This window comes from Streptomyces pristinaespiralis, assembly GCF_001278075.1.
In the GTDB taxonomy this organism is placed as follows: domain Bacteria; phylum Actinomycetota; class Actinomycetes; order Streptomycetales; family Streptomycetaceae; genus Streptomyces; species Streptomyces pristinaespiralis.
The window spans coordinates 1,151,683-1,166,124 of record NZ_CP011340.1 but is presented as its reverse complement, the minus strand read 5'-3'; the positions used below and the strand labels follow the sequence as shown (position 1 = coordinate 1,166,124).

15 protein-coding genes are annotated in these 14,442 nt (G+C 72.7%); 8 read left to right on the top strand and 7 right to left on the bottom strand.

Features of this window, described 5'->3' with window-relative positions; all coding sequences use genetic code 11:
- Positions 1-6: 6 nt before the first annotated feature.
- Genes SPRI_RS04720 through SPRI_RS04705 form a run of 4 tightly spaced genes read right to left on the bottom strand, consistent with a single transcriptional unit; the run spans position 7 to position 4,322 of the window.
- Entirely contained in the window at positions 7-1,368 is a 1,362-nt protein-coding gene (locus tag SPRI_RS04720; protein WP_005308860.1) for an STM4012 family radical SAM protein, read from the bottom strand.
- Positions 1,365-2,171 carry an STM4013/SEN3800 family hydrolase gene (locus SPRI_RS04715; RefSeq protein WP_037775904.1) on the bottom strand — a complete coding sequence of 269 codons (807 nt, stop codon included), beginning with the start codon at positions 2,169-2,171 and terminating at the stop codon, positions 1,365-1,367. Before SPRI_RS04715 ends, SPRI_RS04720 begins: the two co-directional genes overlap by 4 nt.
- Before the next feature lie 49 nt (positions 2,172-2,220).
- On the bottom strand, positions 2,221-3,366 hold the full coding sequence (locus SPRI_RS04710; protein ID WP_053556705.1) for an STM4014 family protein: 1,146 nt from the start codon (positions 3,364-3,366) through the stop codon (positions 2,221-2,223).
- Positions 3,363-4,322 (bottom strand): STM4015 family protein, encoded by a 960-nt coding sequence (locus SPRI_RS04705; RefSeq protein ID WP_005308856.1) that lies wholly within the window; start codon positions 4,320-4,322, stop codon positions 3,363-3,365. Before SPRI_RS04705 ends, SPRI_RS04710 begins: the two co-directional genes overlap by 4 nt.
- A 186-nt stretch (positions 4,323-4,508) precedes the next feature.
- Here SPRI_RS04705 and SPRI_RS04700 point away from each other — a divergent pair, with 186 nt between their 5' ends.
- Both SPRI_RS04700 and SPRI_RS04695 read left to right on the top strand, forming a co-directional pair.
- Positions 4,509-4,835, top strand: a complete 327-nt coding sequence (locus tag SPRI_RS04700) for a hypothetical protein (RefSeq protein WP_005308854.1) — start codon at positions 4,509-4,511, stop codon at positions 4,833-4,835.
- Positions 4,836-4,900: 65 nt separating this feature from the next.
- Complete coding sequence (locus SPRI_RS04695) at positions 4,901-5,926, top strand: DUF6745 domain-containing protein (RefSeq protein ID WP_005308852.1); 1,026 nt, start codon at positions 4,901-4,903, stop codon at positions 5,924-5,926.
- A gap of 55 nt (positions 5,927-5,981) precedes the next feature.
- Here SPRI_RS04695 and SPRI_RS04690 read toward each other — a convergent pair whose 3' ends face one another.
- Both SPRI_RS04690 and SPRI_RS04685 read right to left on the bottom strand, forming a co-directional pair.
- Positions 5,982-6,602 carry a TetR family transcriptional regulator C-terminal domain-containing protein gene (locus tag SPRI_RS04690; RefSeq protein WP_078535465.1) on the bottom strand — a complete coding sequence of 207 codons (621 nt, stop codon included), beginning with the start codon at positions 6,600-6,602 and terminating at the stop codon, positions 5,982-5,984.
- An 89-nt stretch (positions 6,603-6,691) separates the two neighbouring features.
- Positions 6,692-7,288 carry a carboxymuconolactone decarboxylase family protein gene (locus tag SPRI_RS04685; protein ID WP_037773161.1) on the bottom strand — a complete coding sequence of 199 codons (597 nt, stop codon included), beginning with the start codon at positions 7,286-7,288 and terminating at the stop codon, positions 6,692-6,694.
- Between the two features lie 248 nt (positions 7,289-7,536).
- On the opposite strand from SPRI_RS04685, the gene SPRI_RS04680 reads away from it, so the two are divergent.
- The 6 genes from SPRI_RS04680 (at position 7,537) to SPRI_RS04655 (ending at position 13,115) form a co-directional block, all read left to right on the top strand.
- Positions 7,537-8,766, top strand: coding sequence for an MBL fold metallo-hydrolase (locus tag SPRI_RS04680; RefSeq protein ID WP_005308846.1), 1,230 nt, complete (start codon positions 7,537-7,539; stop codon positions 8,764-8,766).
- 551 nt (positions 8,767-9,317) lie between these two features.
- The gene (locus tag SPRI_RS04675) at positions 9,318-11,123 is read left to right on the top strand and encodes a sensor histidine kinase (protein ID WP_053556704.1); all 1,806 of its coding nucleotides are present in this window, start codon (positions 9,318-9,320) and stop codon (positions 11,121-11,123) included.
- 7 nt (positions 11,124-11,130) lie between these two features.
- A complete protein-coding gene (locus SPRI_RS04670) occupies positions 11,131-11,565 on the top strand; it encodes a roadblock/LC7 domain-containing protein (RefSeq protein WP_005308839.1) in 435 nt (144 codons plus the stop codon).
- 2 nt (positions 11,566-11,567) lie between these two features.
- Positions 11,568-11,939 (top strand): DUF742 domain-containing protein, encoded by a 372-nt coding sequence (locus SPRI_RS04665; protein ID WP_005308837.1) that lies wholly within the window; start codon positions 11,568-11,570, stop codon positions 11,937-11,939.
- On the top strand, positions 11,917-12,549 hold the full coding sequence (locus SPRI_RS04660; RefSeq protein WP_005308835.1) for a GTP-binding protein: 633 nt from the start codon (positions 11,917-11,919) through the stop codon (positions 12,547-12,549). Before SPRI_RS04665 ends, SPRI_RS04660 begins: the two co-directional genes overlap by 23 nt.
- Positions 12,546-13,115 carry a GAF domain-containing protein gene (locus SPRI_RS04655; RefSeq protein ID WP_005308833.1) on the top strand — a complete coding sequence of 190 codons (570 nt, stop codon included), beginning with the start codon at positions 12,546-12,548 and terminating at the stop codon, positions 13,113-13,115. The genes SPRI_RS04660 and SPRI_RS04655 overlap by 4 nt, the downstream gene beginning before the upstream one ends.
- Positions 13,116-13,235: 120 nt before the next feature.
- Here SPRI_RS04655 and SPRI_RS04650 read toward each other — a convergent pair whose 3' ends face one another.
- Positions 13,236-14,357 (bottom strand): LacI family DNA-binding transcriptional regulator, encoded by a 1,122-nt coding sequence (locus tag SPRI_RS04650; protein ID WP_005308831.1) that lies wholly within the window; start codon positions 14,355-14,357, stop codon positions 13,236-13,238.
- Positions 14,358-14,442 lie beyond the last annotated feature (85 nt).

Below are 14,442 nucleotides of genomic sequence, written 5' to 3'. Positions count from 1 at the left end.
ACCCGCTCACTTCAGCTCGTACGAGGCCATGGCCGCACGGACCGCGGGCGAGAACAGCTCGGGGCCCACGGCGTCCGAATGGGCGAGCCCTTCGGCGGACAGCCTCAGCAGCCCGGGCGCGGCGGCCGTGTCGAGCCAGCCACGGGCGCCGAAACGCTCCAGCTCCGCGGCGAAGTGGTCGGCGGGGACCGCGCCGAACCGTTCGCGGTAGCCGGCCACGTCCATCCCCTCCGCCTGCAGCAGCGACTGGAGAAGGTGCCGGCGACGGGCCTCGTCCTCGTCGACCCGTCGGCCCACCTCCGCCCGGGAGAAGTCCTCCGCCGTCGTGAAGTCGTCGATGATGCGGCGTATCTGGCCCATGTCGACGGCGTAGTCGAAGGAGTAGTGGAGGGAAGAGGTGTAGGAGCGGGCGCCGCAGCCCAGCCCGATCATGCCGTCCGTCTGGCAGGCGTGGTCGTCGGAGGCCGACGAGGGCGCCCCCGCGCGGCGGAACATCCGCATGGACACCTGCTCGTACCCGTGGGCGAGGAGGTGGTCGCGGCCCGCGCGGTACAGACGCAGCCGCTGCTCGTCCCAGGCGGCGTCGCCCGCCGCGCCCAGCCGCCCCAGACCGGTCAGCGGGCGCACGTACAGCGGGTAGAGGTACAGCTCCTCCGGTTCCCAGGCCAGGGCGGCGTCGAGCGACGAGAGCCACGTCCGCTCGGTCTGGCCGTCGATGCCGTAGATCAGGTCGATGTTCAGGACGGGGATGCCGGCCTCCCGTATCCGGCCCAGGGCGGCCTCCACATCGGCACGGCGCTGCGGCCGCACCGCGGCCCGTGCCTCCTCGTCGATGAAACTCTGCACGCCGATGCTCACCCTGGTCGTGCCGCGGTCGGCGAGCACGGCCAGCCGGTCCGCCGTCGCCGTGGCGGGCGACGTCTCCACCGACAGAGGCACCGCGCTCAGGTCGGCGCCCATCCGCTTCTCCGCGATGTCGCAGAGCCGCTCCAGCTCCCCGGCCGTCAGGAACGTCGGAGTGCCGCCCCCGAACGCGGCCGCCGCGAACCGCACCGGAGCGCCGTCCCCTAGAGCCTCGCGCACGGCGACCGCCTGACGGTCCAGGGCGTCCAGGTAACGCCCGGTCAGCTCGTCAGGTGCGCCGATCCTGGTGAACAGGTTGCAGAAACCGCACCGGACTTCGCAGAACGGCACATGCAGATACAGCGAGAGGGCGTCCTTCGGCTCCCGCGCCCACAGTGCGCTCAGCGCCGGCCGGTCCTCGAGGGGGCGGTAGGCCGTCTTGTGGGGATAGGCGTAGACGTAGCTCTGGTACGGGCGCGGAGTGCCGGCGCCGGCGGGAGCGGGGGTCGATGCGGGGGTGCTCATGCGGAGGCCTCGAGGAAGAAGTGGGCATAGGGGACGGTCCAGACGGCCTCGTGGCCGAGGCGATGGCCGGTGAAACCGCCGTCGCCGTACGCCGTGCCGTGGTCGGAGCAGACGATCGCGAAGCACCGGCGGCGGCTGCTCGCGGCGGCGAACAGACGCCCGATGTGACGGTCCACGTACTCGAGCGCCGCGGCGTGCGTCTCCCGGGAGTCACCGTCGGCCCGGGTCGCTCCCGGCAGGTGGAACCAGTTGGGCTGGTGCAGCGAGGGCACGTTGACGAACAGGAACAGCCTGCGCTCGCGCGGCAGGGATGCCACGACCTGCTCCGCCCGTTCCACCTGCGCCTCGAAGGACGAGGGAGAGGCGACGGAGAAGGACGGCTCCCAGTGGCTCTCCTGGAACATCCCCGGCAGCACGGACCCGAGCGGGCCCTGCTTGTTGAAGAACCCGACGCCGCCGATGCACACCGTGCGGTAGCCGGCCCCCGCCAGGGCGGAGACAAGGTCGGGCGTGTCGAAGACGAAGGTCCGTCCGGCGGTGGTCTCACTGCCGGCGAAACGGGCGGCGAACAGCCTCGGGTGAGGGCCCTGTTCGGCCGGCGTGGGCAGGAACCCGGCGAACATCGCCTGATGGGAGGCGTACGTGAAACTGCCCGGCGCGTGCCGCTTCTCCCAGACGCCACCGGGGAGATGACGGGCCAGGTTCGGGAGCCGGCCCGCGGCAGCCAGTTCGGCGGCGACGTCGAAACGCAGGGTGTCGAGCGTGACGAGCAGCAGGTCGTCCCGGCCCACGACCTCGTTCATGTCGGGCGTGCCGGCCGCGGTGGCCTCGCGGCCCTGGCCGGCGGTGATGTCACGGTGTTGCACTTCGGTGGTTCCTCGTCCCGCGTAGTACGGCGGCGACCTGCGCCGCATAAGTGTCCTGGCCCTCCGCGCCGCTGCCGGGCAGCCCGGTGAGTCCCGGCAGCAGATCCCCGAAGGCGTTGACCTCCCCGACGGCGAAACGCCGCCAGCCGGTCGACGGCAGCAGATCGACCCCGACGCGGGAGACACCCCGGAAGCACGCCGCGGCCCGCTCACAGACCGCCAGGGCCTCCTCCCAACCGGCGCCCGCGGCCTCCATCGCGGCACGGGCTTCGGCGAGATCGCCGCGCAGGCCGCCCAGATGGAGATTGGTCATGGGGGAGCGGCTCGTCCGCACCACCGCGTGGGTGGCGCGGCCGGCGACCACCACCACCCGCAGATCGGCGACCCGGCCGCGCTGCGAGGCCTTCGGCACCCAGCGCTCGATGTGCAGGCCGTCCGGCGCGAGCGCGTCGACCAGCGCGGCGACCTCACGCTCGGAGCCGTAGCGCCGCACCCGCAGGGAGTTGAACAGCCGCCCCTCCGCGTCCCGCTCGACCGATGTGGTGGCCTGCACCCGCCCGCCGCCCGCCGTCTCCAGGGCCATCACCCCCGACGCGGACGAGCCGTGCGCCGGTTTGACGAACACCCGCCGCAGGCCGGTCGCCGCCAGCAGCGAGCGCACATCGTCCCAGCCGCGCACCGGGGGCGCGGCCGCTCCCGAGGTCGGCGACCGGGGCACCGCCACGTCCGCCGCGAGCAGAGCCGCATGGCACAGCCGCTTGTCGAACAGCACGGCGAGCTCCGCCGGATCGTCGAGCAGACGAGCTCCGCCCGCCTCCGCCCGGACCGCGATGTCGCGTACGGCGGCGGTGAACCGCTCGTACCACAGCGCCGAACCCTCCACGCGGGTCGGATCGGCCACGCCGCGCAGCGCCCGCTCCACCTCCCGGTCCTCGCCCGGAGAGTCGATCCGCACCAGCTCGCCCGGCCGGAACTCCGCCCGGCCGCGCAGTACGTCGAGCCAGGGCACCACCCGCGCGGCGGGCTCTCCGGCGGCACGCAGCGCGGCCTGGAAGAGGGTGACACGGCGGTTGGCCGGATTGCCGACGAGCGCGAGCGGAGGACCGGACGGGCGGAGGGGGGAGCCGGTCACTCGGCGACGGCCGTGTATCGGTCTTCCCTGTCGCCGGAACCGTTGCCCTCCGACTCGGAGACGTCGAGCTCCACCCCGGCCGGCACCAGGGCGTCGGACAGGCGCTGCACCATCGCCTCGCTCATGAAGTGGTGGTGCAGATCGAGCTTCTTGAGGTGCGTCAGCGGCTGGCCGTTCAGCAGCGCCTCCGCGCCGTCGTCGCCCAGGGTGCCCATCGACAGGTCCAGCGTCTCCAGGCGGGCCACGACCGGGGCGCCCGCGAGCGCCACCGCGATCTCGTCCTGTATCTCGCTGTTGCGCAGCGCCAGATACCGCAGCCTCGGCAGCCGGGTCCCCGACAGGAACGGCTCCAGGTCCGACACGTCCGCGTTCGCCCCGTACCACGACGTGCCGAGCCAGAGATCGAGATTCTCCAGCGCCGGCAGGTCGCTCGCCGCGATACCGCGGACCACGGCCACGTCCAGACCGCCGCTCTCCACGACCAGGGTCTCCAGCCGCTCGTGCTTCACCGCCGGGAACACCAGGTCCTGGCCGCCGCGCACACCGAAGTGCTCGAGCTCCGGGAAGCCGTCGAGCAGTCGGGTCACCTCGCCCTGGTTGATCCAGGAGATCTCGCACTGCTCGAACGTGATGTCGCCGACGAACAGCCCGCGCAGCCGCGGCAGTTTCTCCTTCGCTCCGAGCAGCGCCGAGATGACCTCCCCGGGACCGGATTCGTAGGCCTCGCTCCACGAGCCGACGATCAGCGCACGTACCCGCGTGGTGTCCACCGTCGCGACGAAGCGGGCGAACGCCTCCTCCCACTCCTCCTCGCTGTCGTAGGAGTCGACGGAGATCCGCCAGGCCACGCCCTCCGGCGCGGGCAGCGTGGTCCCGGACGCGGCCTCGGCCTCGGTGTCGGGGAAGTCGAACGCGGGCAGGCCGTACCACTCCTGCAGATGGTCCGAGATGGTCATGACGGGCTCCAGACACCGGTGAGGCTTGATCGGCTGACGTGTGAGCAGTTCTACCAAGGGCCACTGACAGCCCCGCCCGCGGGGCGGCCGGGCCGCCGCGGCGACGCCGGACGCCGTTGTCAGACCCTCCCCTTAACGTCGGGAACAGGTCGGACGCAGCGGGCGTCCGGCGGGAAGGGGAGAGCCATGTACCGGCAGGGGGACGTCCTGATCGTGTCCGTCGCGGAGCACGCCGTGCCGCCGCACGTCACCGACGCGCCGGGGGAGCCACGGGACGCTCGAGGCCGGATGGTGCTCGCCCTCGGCGAGGTCACGGGCCACGCCCACGCGGTGACGGGGCCCGGCCGACTGGTGCGCGAGCCGGGGCCGTTCGGCCCGATGCTCCTTCACCTGCCGGAAGGCGGACGGGTGGTGCACGAGGAGCACGCCGCGATACCGCTGCCGAAGGGGTGGTACCGGGTCGTGCGCCAGCGGGAGTACCTGCCGGGAGCGGTGCGGATCGTCGCCGACTGAGCCGCGGCGGGCGGCACGGCGGCGGGGCACGACGGACAGAACGACAACAGGGGACGGGATTTCACATGCGGTATGCGGACAAGTGGCGGGCGATCGCGGCGGCGACAGGACCGGCGGACCGGGCCGCCGCGGAGGAGGGCGTGCGGCTCGCCTACGGTGCGGCGGGGCTCCCGGCGCCCGACCGGATCATCTGGGCGGACTCGCCCCTCGCGGGCGTGAACGCCGTACGGGCGTTGGAGGCCCCGGGGCGCTCCGTCCGCGACGACGTGCGCACCCGCCCCTGGGCGGACGAACGCCGCCGTGTCCACGACGAGTTGGGCCCCGGGGGCTGGACCGCCCTGTGGACCGGCACGGGTGCGCTGCTGTGGGACGGCACCCGCGCCCTGGCCGAGCGCATACGCACCGGCGTCGTGGACGCGCTGCTCGAGAAGGCACCGGATGACGCGGCGGGCCGTGCCGGGGAGGAGTCGAGGATCCGGGGCGTCCTTCTCGACGCGGTCCTCGGACAGCACGACGCCGCGTGGCTCGCCGCCTTCGACGGACGCAGCGACCGGCTGACGGGACTGGCCCGGGTCGCCGAGCACGCCGGCTGGTGGTGGCCCTTCGAGAAGGCCGTCGTCATCTGCGAACGGCCCTTGCGCCTGCACCGCGACGAGGCCGGCCGGCTCGACAACGGCGACGGCCCCGCCCTCGTCTTCCCGGACGGCTTCGCCCTCTACGCATGGCGCGGCATGCCCGTGCCCGCCGAGTTCCTCCGTGAACTCACCGCCCTGACCCCGGAACGGATACGCGACGAGGAGAACGCGGAGCTGCGCCGCGTGATGCTCGAGTACTACGGCTACGACCGCTATCTCGCGGAGTCCGGCGCCCAGCCCGTGCACCGCGACGAGACCGGCATCCTGTGGCGGATCGCGCTCGCCGACGACGAGGACGTGGTGATGGTCGAGGTGGTCAACTCCACGCCGGAGCCCGACGGCTCGCACCGGACGTACTGGCTGCGGGTGCCGCCCACGACGCGCACGGCGAGGGAGGGCGTCGCCTGGACGTTCGGGATGCACGCCGACGTCTACGAACCGGCGGTGCAGACCTGAGGCGCCACGCGGCATGACGCCACCACCGCCGTCACCGTCCCGGGCGGGAACAGCCTCAGCGGGCCGTGGCCGTCAGCTCGGCGTGGTCGATGCCGAGCTCACGGGCGAGGGCCTCGTCGGTCCACTGGAGCATGGCGGCCCTGGACAGCGAGCCCGCGTACGACGTCATCTGGACGGCCAGCCCGTCGAGGAACGCCGTCAGCCGCCAGGCCGCAGCCGCCGGGTCCTCGCAGGGGAACTCGCCGGCGGCCGCGCCCTCGGCGATGACCTCCGTCAGGGCGGACTTCCACTGCTGGTCCAGCGCACGGGACACGTCCCGCAGAGCCGGTTCCCGCAGCGAGGCCGCCCAGGCGTCGATCCACAGTCGCCAGCCCTTGGCCTGCCCGGTCGGGGCGTACCAGCGCACCGCGGCGCGCAGCCGCCGCAGCGCGGTGGTACGCCGCCCGAGGAGCCTGCGGAGATGGGCCAGATCCGCGTCGGCGGCGTGCGTGAAGGCGGCCGCCACCAGCTTCTCCTTGGTGGAGAAGTGGTAGAGCACCAGGGCGCTGCTCACCCCCAGGGCGTCTGCGACGTCGGCGATCCGTACGGCCGCAACGCCCCGCGCCTCAATCTGCTCGACGGCGGCGCCGAGGAGCTCCTCGCGCCTCTCCGCCACGCTCAACCGAACTCTGGCCACGGCGTCACAGTACACAGCCGATCTTGGATGAAGTCCAGCCCTGTACAGGACCTGCCTCAGGCCGTTTCGGCGACGCGGCCGCCCGTGCGTCAGCCGGCGGAGACCTCTCCGGCGGCGGCCGGGGCCGCCGCCTGTTCCCGTGCGGGGATCTCGCAGTGGTCCTTGAAGCCCTGGCTGGTCAGCCCGAGGGCGGTGTTCATCCGGGACCGCAGGTTCTCCACCGCCACGATCGCCGTGAGCTCCACGAACGCCGCCTCGCCCAGTGCGGCGACCAGCCGCGCGGCGAGATCGTCGTCGATCTCCGGCGGGTTGGCCGTCATGGCCTCCGCGAACTCCATGACGTCACGCTCCAGGACGGTGTACGCGTCACTCTCCCGCCACAGGGGCACCTCGCGCACCTTGCGGGCGTCCATCCCGCGCTGCCTGTTCTCCCAGTGCCCGAAGTCCATGCACCAACTGCAGCCGATCGAGGCGGCGGAGGCCATCACCGCGAGCGCCTTGAGATCCGCGTCCAGCTTGTTCCATCTGCCGACCGCCATCTCGAAGCGCAGATAGGCCCGGAGCGTCCTGGGGTTGTGCCCCAGCGCGCGGACCGGGTCGAGAACCTTGCCGTACGCGCGCTTCGAGTACCACTGGGCCGCGCGCAGGAAGAGTGAGCGGCGCGGGTCGAGGGAAATGCGGGCCATGACGTGCTCCTCATGGGGGAAGCCGTGTTCTGTCACCACCACGACGGAGCGCACACCCGGAAATGTGACATGGACCATGGGCCCTGTCCGGCCACACCGGCGCCGTTCAGGAACACCGGCACCCGGGCGGGCGTTGGCTGGTCAGGGCGGAGTGCTTGGTCGCCGACCGGGTCCGGGCGGCCTCACAGACCGCTCCTTTCCGCCTTGAAACACACATAATGGAATGACCCCGAGCATCAGGAGGTGCCGTGTCCGGCGCTGGTTCCCCCCACTCGCTGAGGTCCCGGCTGCGCTCACTGAGGCCCGCCGCTTTCGGGGCCGACCCGGCCGGCGAGCGCCTGGCGCGCATCCGCAGCTCGCCGAACTTCGCCGACGGCGTCTTCCAGAACCCCGAAGGAACGCGTACGAGACCGTCCAGCGGTTCCATGGTGGAGTTCGCCAGGACGTACTTCGCCAAGGAGGCGAGGACACGCCGCGTCCCGGTCCGCCCGGTGCCGCTGCACACCACCACCCTCACGGACCTCACCAGGCCCGCCGCCTCCGGGCTCCGGCTCACCTGGATGGGGCATTCCAGCGTGCTCGCCGAGATCGACGGCCGCCGGGTGCTCTTCGACCCGGTCTGGGGAGAGCGGTGCTCCCCGTTCAGCTTCGCGGGGCCCAAGCGCCTGCACCCGGTGCCCGCGCCGCTGGCCGCCCTCGGCAGCGTCGACGTCGTCGTGATCTCCCACGACCACTACGACCATCTCGATCTGCCCACGATCCGTGCCCTGGCCTCCACCGACACCCTCTTCGCCGTGCCGCTCGGCGTCGGCGCCCACCTCGAACGGTGGGGCGTGTCCCCGGACCGCCTGCGCGAGCTGGACTGGAACGAGACCACGGAGATCGGCGGCCTCCGGCTGACCGCGACCCCGGCCCGCCACTTCTGCGGCCGCGGACTGCGCAACCAGCAGCACACCCTGTGGGCCTCCTGGGTCGTCGCCGGCCCCGAACACCGGATCTACCACAGCGGCGACACCGGTTACTTCACCGGCTTCCGGGACATCGGCGCCGAGCACGGTCCGTTCGACGCGACGATGATCCAGATCGGCGCGTACTCCGAGTACTGGCCCGACATCCACATGACCCCGGAGGAGGGCATGCGCGCCCACCTCGACCTTCAGGGCGGCAAGCCGGCCGGTGTGATGCTGCCGATCCACTGGGCCACGTTCAATCTGGCGCCGCACGCGTGGGCGGAGCCCGGCGAGGGCACGGTCGCGGCCGCGGCGAAGGCGGGAGCGCGGATCGCGCTCCCCCGGCCGGGGGAGCCGTTCGAGCCCACGGCCGAGACGGTGCCGTCCGTGCCGTGGTGGCGCGGTGTGGCCACCGTGCCGGCGGAAGGCTGGTCGGCGCTCACGGCGACGGCTGAGGCGACGGTGGCGAAGCCGGCGCGTGACGCGGCGCCGGAATCGGGCTCGCCGGAGACGGCGCCGACGGGTTGACGGGTGCGGGGGTGCGGGTGCGTGGCGCCTGCGGCGGGCTTGTCCCCACCCCGCCCCTGCCCGTAACCGGGGGGCTCCGCCCCCGGACCGCGTGCCGCCCTGCGGGCGGCGTACCGCGCTTCGCGCGGTGCCCTCAAACGCCGGGCGGGCTGGAGTTGCCCGGCACCTTGAAACGCCGGGCGGGTTGGAGTTGCCCGGCACCTTCAGCCTCGCCGGCGTTTGAGGCGCGGGGGCCCGGGGGCGGAGCCCCCGGAACACCGCGCGGAGCGCGGTGCAGGGTCCGGGCGGAGCCCGGTTACGGGAAGGGGCGGGTAGGGGAAAGCGCCCCGCGCAGCGCCCCCATTCGGTCTGTCGTGCGACCCCTCATACCAGAGCAGGACCCATAGCGGGCAACTTTCGCAACAGCCCGGCCCACCCCGACCCCCGGCGACTACCGTGTGTTGCCAGTGATCGACGGTGGGCTCTCGTTCGCGTGCCCTGGTTCCGCCGTGGAGTCATGCCGATCAATCGAAGTACGCCGATCCCTGGGGCCCCACGTACCGAGGACGCTGATGTCTCAACTACGCGCACCAGCCGCGCGGTCCGACCGCCGTGAGGGCGGGCGGCACGGCCGGCCAGGCGCTCGCTCACTGTCGTCCGCGGGCCGGGCGTCCTCCGGCGGGACGCCTTCCGGCAGGACCGCGGGCGCGCCGCCGGAAGCCCGCATACGACCCCAACTACTGCGCACGGCCGTCCTGCCGACCGTGGTCGCCGCGCTCAGCGGAGCGACCGCGGTGGTCATGACGCTGCGTGCCACCACTCCCGATCCGTCCGCCGGCCTGTGGGTCGCGCTGTCCGCAATGGCCGCACTCGCCGTGGCGTCGGTGGCCGTCGCCGCGCGCGGCGCCGACCGGGCGGCGAAGTCCGTGCTCGACCGGTGTGCCGAGCTGCGCCGCACCACCGCCCGGGCCCAGGAGGAACTGCGCACCGTCGTCGACAGACTCCGGCGCGGCGAGGGCCCGCCGCCCCGCCGTACGCCGGAGCAAGGACCCTCCGGCGGGGACGAGTTCGACCTGCTCGCCCACGAACTGGGGCGTTCGCACGATGCCGCGCTGGCGGCCGTGGTGCAGGCGTCCCGGCTCTCCAGCAGCGTGGGCAACGAACAGAAGGTCGAGGTCTTCGTCAATCTGGCCCGCCGGCTGCAGTCCCTGGTGCACCGCGAGATCCAGCTGCTCGACGAGCTGGAGAACGAGGTAGAGGACCCGGAGCTGCTCAAGGGCCTCTTCCACGTCGACCATCTGGCCACCCGCATCCGCCGGCACGCGGAGAACCTCGCCGTCCTCGGCGGCGCCATCTCCCGTCGGCAGTGGTCCAACCCGGTCACCATGACAGAGGTGCTCAGGTCGGCGATCGCCGAGGTGGAGCAGTACCCCAGGGTCAAGCTGGTGCCGCCCATCGACGGCACACTGCGCGGCCACGCGGTCGCCGACGTGATCCATCTGCTGGCCGAACTGGTGGAGAACGCCACGCTGTTCTCCGCGCCGCACACCCAGGTCCTGCTGCGCGTGCAGCACGTCACCGCCGGGCTCGCCGTGGAGGTCGAGGACCGGGGGCTCGGCATGCCGCCCCAGGAGCAGGACAAGATGAACGCGCTGCTCGCCGACCCCGACCAGGTCAACGTCGCCAATCTGCTCCAGGACGGCAGGATCGGCCTGTTCGTCGTGTCCGCGCTGGCCCGGCGTCATGGCATCGCCGTGCGGCTCCAGACGAACATCTACGGCGGCGTCCAAGCCGTACTGGTGCTGCCGCAGAGCCTGCTCGGCGCCGACCGCGACGGCGCGGCCGAGCACGGGACGGCGGCCGGGCAGACGCCCGCGCCGCACATGCACGGGCCCGGTGCCGCGGCCGTGTCGTCCCCGTCGCTGCCGCAGCCGGACCGCTCCGCGCAGGCCGGGATGCTGCCGGCACAGCGGGAGCCGGTCTCCGCCGTCAGGGCCGACGCGCCCCTGCCCGTGCGCGGCGAGCACGGCGAACGGCCCATGCCGGGGGCCGGCCGGTTCGGCAACGGCCACCACACGGCCCTGCCCGACCCGCTCGCCGGACCGGGCCCCGATGCGGCGGCGCCGCCCGCACGACCGGTGGTCCGCGGCACGATGGGCCGCCCCCAGCTGCCCAAGCGCCGCGTCCAGGAGCACCTCGTCCCGCAGTTGCGGGACGCCCCCGCGCCACGCAGGGACGACGAAGAGGCCCTGCACGACCCGGGTCTGATGGCGGCTTTCCAGCGGGGCATCGGCCTCGCGGAGAACCAGCCGGAACGGGCGGCGCCGCTGCCCGGTCAGTCGGACCCCCAGCGTGACGACCCCACCATCAAGGAGTAGATGCACCATGGCGAGCGATGTGCCGACCGGCCATGTCTCGGACCTCGACTGGTTGTTGAGCGGTCTGGTCCAGCGTGTGCCGTACACCAGAAACGCGGTACTGCTCTCCTCCGACGGCCTCGTGAAATCGGTGCACGGTCTGGACCACGACAGCGCCGACCACATGGCGGCCCTGGCCTCCGGCCTGTACTCGCTGGGCCGCAGTGCCGGAGCGCGCTTCGGCGACGGCGGCGAGGTACGCCAGGTCGTGGTCGAGCTGGACTCCACGCTGCTGTTCGTCTCCACCGCCGGCTCCGGCACGTGTCTCGCCGTCCTCGCGGGACGGGAGGCCGACGCCGCCGTACTCGGCTACGAGATGGCGATGCTGGTCAAGAGCGTGCGGCCCTACCTGGCCACGCCCGCGAGACAGCCCGCCGGAGCACCGGGCGCCGTGAGGCAGTGATCATGCCCTCGCCCATGGACGGGCCGCTCCTCGACGACGCGGCGGGCAGGCTGATCCGTCCGTACACGGTGAGCGGGGGACGCACCCGTCCGACGGCCGCGCTGGACCTGCTCTCCCTGGTGATGGCCACGGGCACCGCGCCGCAGGCGCATCTCGGCCCGGAGCACACCATGGCGCTCGGCCTGTGCCACGGTCCGACGTCGGTCGCCGAGATCTCCGCGCACTTACGGCTGCCGGCCGTCGTCACCAAGGTGCTGCTGTCCGACCTGGTGGACTGCGGCGCCCTCACGGCCCGGGCGCCGCGCAGCCATCACACACCCACCGACCGTTCACTGCTGGAGGCGGTGCTCGATGGCCTACGACGACGGCTCTGACACCCATGTCGCCGGGAGCGGCGACCAGTTCCCCACCGCGCTCAAGATCCTCGTCGCGGGCGGGTTCGGGGTGGGCAAGACGACCTTCGTCGGAGCGGTCAGCGAGATCGAACCGCTCAGCACCGAGGAACTGCTCACCCAGGTGAGCGCGGCGACCGACAGTCTGGAGGGCGTCGAGTACAAGACGACCACCACGGTCGCCATGGACTTCGGCCGGATGACGCTGGACGAGCACCATGTGCTCTATCTCTTCGGCACACCGGGCCAGGAACGCTTCTGGTTCATGTGGGACGAACTGTCGGAGGGCGCCCTCGGCGCCGTCGTGCTCGCCGACACCCGCAGGCTCGAGGACTCGTTCTCCGCCGTCGACTTCTTCGAGCGGCGCGGTATCGGATTCATCGTGGCCGTCAACGAGTTCGACGGTGCCTACCGCTACGACCCGCAGGAGGTGCGGGCCGCGATCGACCTCAAGCCGGAGGTGCCGGTCGTGCTGTGCGACGCGCGGATCGCCAGTTCGGGCATCGGGACGCTGGTCACCCTCGTCCAGCACCTGCTCACCACCACCGCCGCCGTGCCGGGCCCGGCACCGAGCTTTGGAGCACCGACATGACGTACGACCCCACCGGCCATCTGCTGCTGACCCCGGTGGACCGCGAGGCACCCGCACGTGTCCAGCGGCTGCGCCGGCTCGGGTTCGGGGAGCGCCCGGACGCTGCCTTCGACGACTTCGCCCGCAACCTCGCGGAAGTGACCGGCTCTCCCTACGCCATGGTCAACTTCATCGACGAGAGACGTCAGTTCTTCGCCGGGCTGCACACCCCGTCGGGCACGCGCGGCGAGAGCGGGCCGGGTCGCGCGACCGGAGCTGCCGGGGTGGGCCGGTCCATGGCGCGCGACCACGGGTACTGCCCACACGTGGTCGTGCGCCGCAAGGCGCTCGTCCTGGAGGACGTCTGCGACTACCCGCGCTTCGCGGGCAACCCGGTCGTCGACGAGATCGGCATCCGCTCGTACCTGGGTGCGCCGCTGATCGACCGTACGGGCATCGCGCTGGGCACCGTCTGTGTGGTCGACACCGCGCCGAGGCCCTGGGGCCGGGCGGGGCTCGAGACCATCAAGTCACTCGCGGCGGACCTGGTGGAGCAGATCCACCGCCGGGAGGACGGCGGTATCTGAGGCGACACCGAGGGGCGCCGCAACGCACCCCCTCCGGCGCCGTCCGTACGGCATGCCGGATGTGCGGCCCTGCCGCCCGCCGACGCCAACGGGTGCGCCGGCGGACGGCTTCGGTGGCGGTCATCGTTCGTGAGCGCCGAGGTGCCGGTCGGTGCTTCCGGCGTTCAGGGGGTTCGCGGGCGGTTGCTCCATGCCCCCGCCGGCAACGGTGACCGCTGCGGCCGTCGGCGTCGGTGGGGGAGCGACGCTGGCCCGCAGGACGACCTCGCCGCCCACCCGCAGCACCCGTGACCGCGGGCCCCTGGGCTCGCGGAGGGCGAGCTCCATGACCTCTTCCCCCATGGCGGTGAGCGGAAGGGCGACCGTGGTCAGCGGAGGCGAGAGTTCCCGTACGAGGGGGATGTCGTCGAAACCCGCGAGCGAGATGTCCTCCGGTACGCGCACCCCCTGCTCCCGGAAGGCGGCGAGCGCACCGACCGCCATCACGTCGGTCACCGCGAACACGCAGGTGGGCCGGTTGCCCCGGGCGAGCAGGGTGCGCGCGGCCGCGTAGCCGCCCTCCCGGGTGAACGGGCCCCGCACGATGCGCTCCGGCGGCAGTTCGACGCCGCTTTGGGCCAGTTCCTCCTGGAAGCCGGCGAGCCGGTCGGCCACGGTGGTCAGGGACGGCGGGCCGCTGAGCACCGCGAACTCCCGGTGCCCGAGGTCGAGCAGGGCCCGGGCCAGGGCCGCCGCCCCGCCGTGGTTCTCCGGCAGCACGGCGTCGGCCCGCAGGCTGCGGTGCCTGCTGATCACCGCGACGCGTCCGCCGGCCCGTACGTACGGATCGAGCTCCGCCGCGAGCGCCCGCTCCCACGAGCGGTCCTGGAAGCCCGAGCCGATCAGCAGGATGGCGCGGGCCCGCTGGGCGCGCAGCGTGGACACGTAGGCGATCTCGCGGGCCGGTTCGCGGAAGGTGCTGGCGAGCATCACCAGCAGGTCCTTCGCCGCGGCGGCGCGCATCACCCCGGCGGCGATGGCGGCGAAGTAGGGATCGCCGACGTCGTGGCAGATCAGGCCCACGGTGTTGCTCGACGCGCTGGCGAGCGCCTGGGCATGGGCGTTGGGGATGTAGCCCAGCTGATCCGCGGCGGCGCGCACCCGGCTGCGCAGGTCCTCCCGTACCCGGGTGGTGCCGTTCAGGGCTCGTGACGCGGTTGCGAGGGACACTCCCGCCCGGCGGGCGACAGCGTCCAGCGTCACATGAGCCTGTGTTTCCCGTTCACTCACTTGACCCCCCGAAACTTCGGGACGACCTATTGACCCTGCGGACGACCAGTCATTAGCG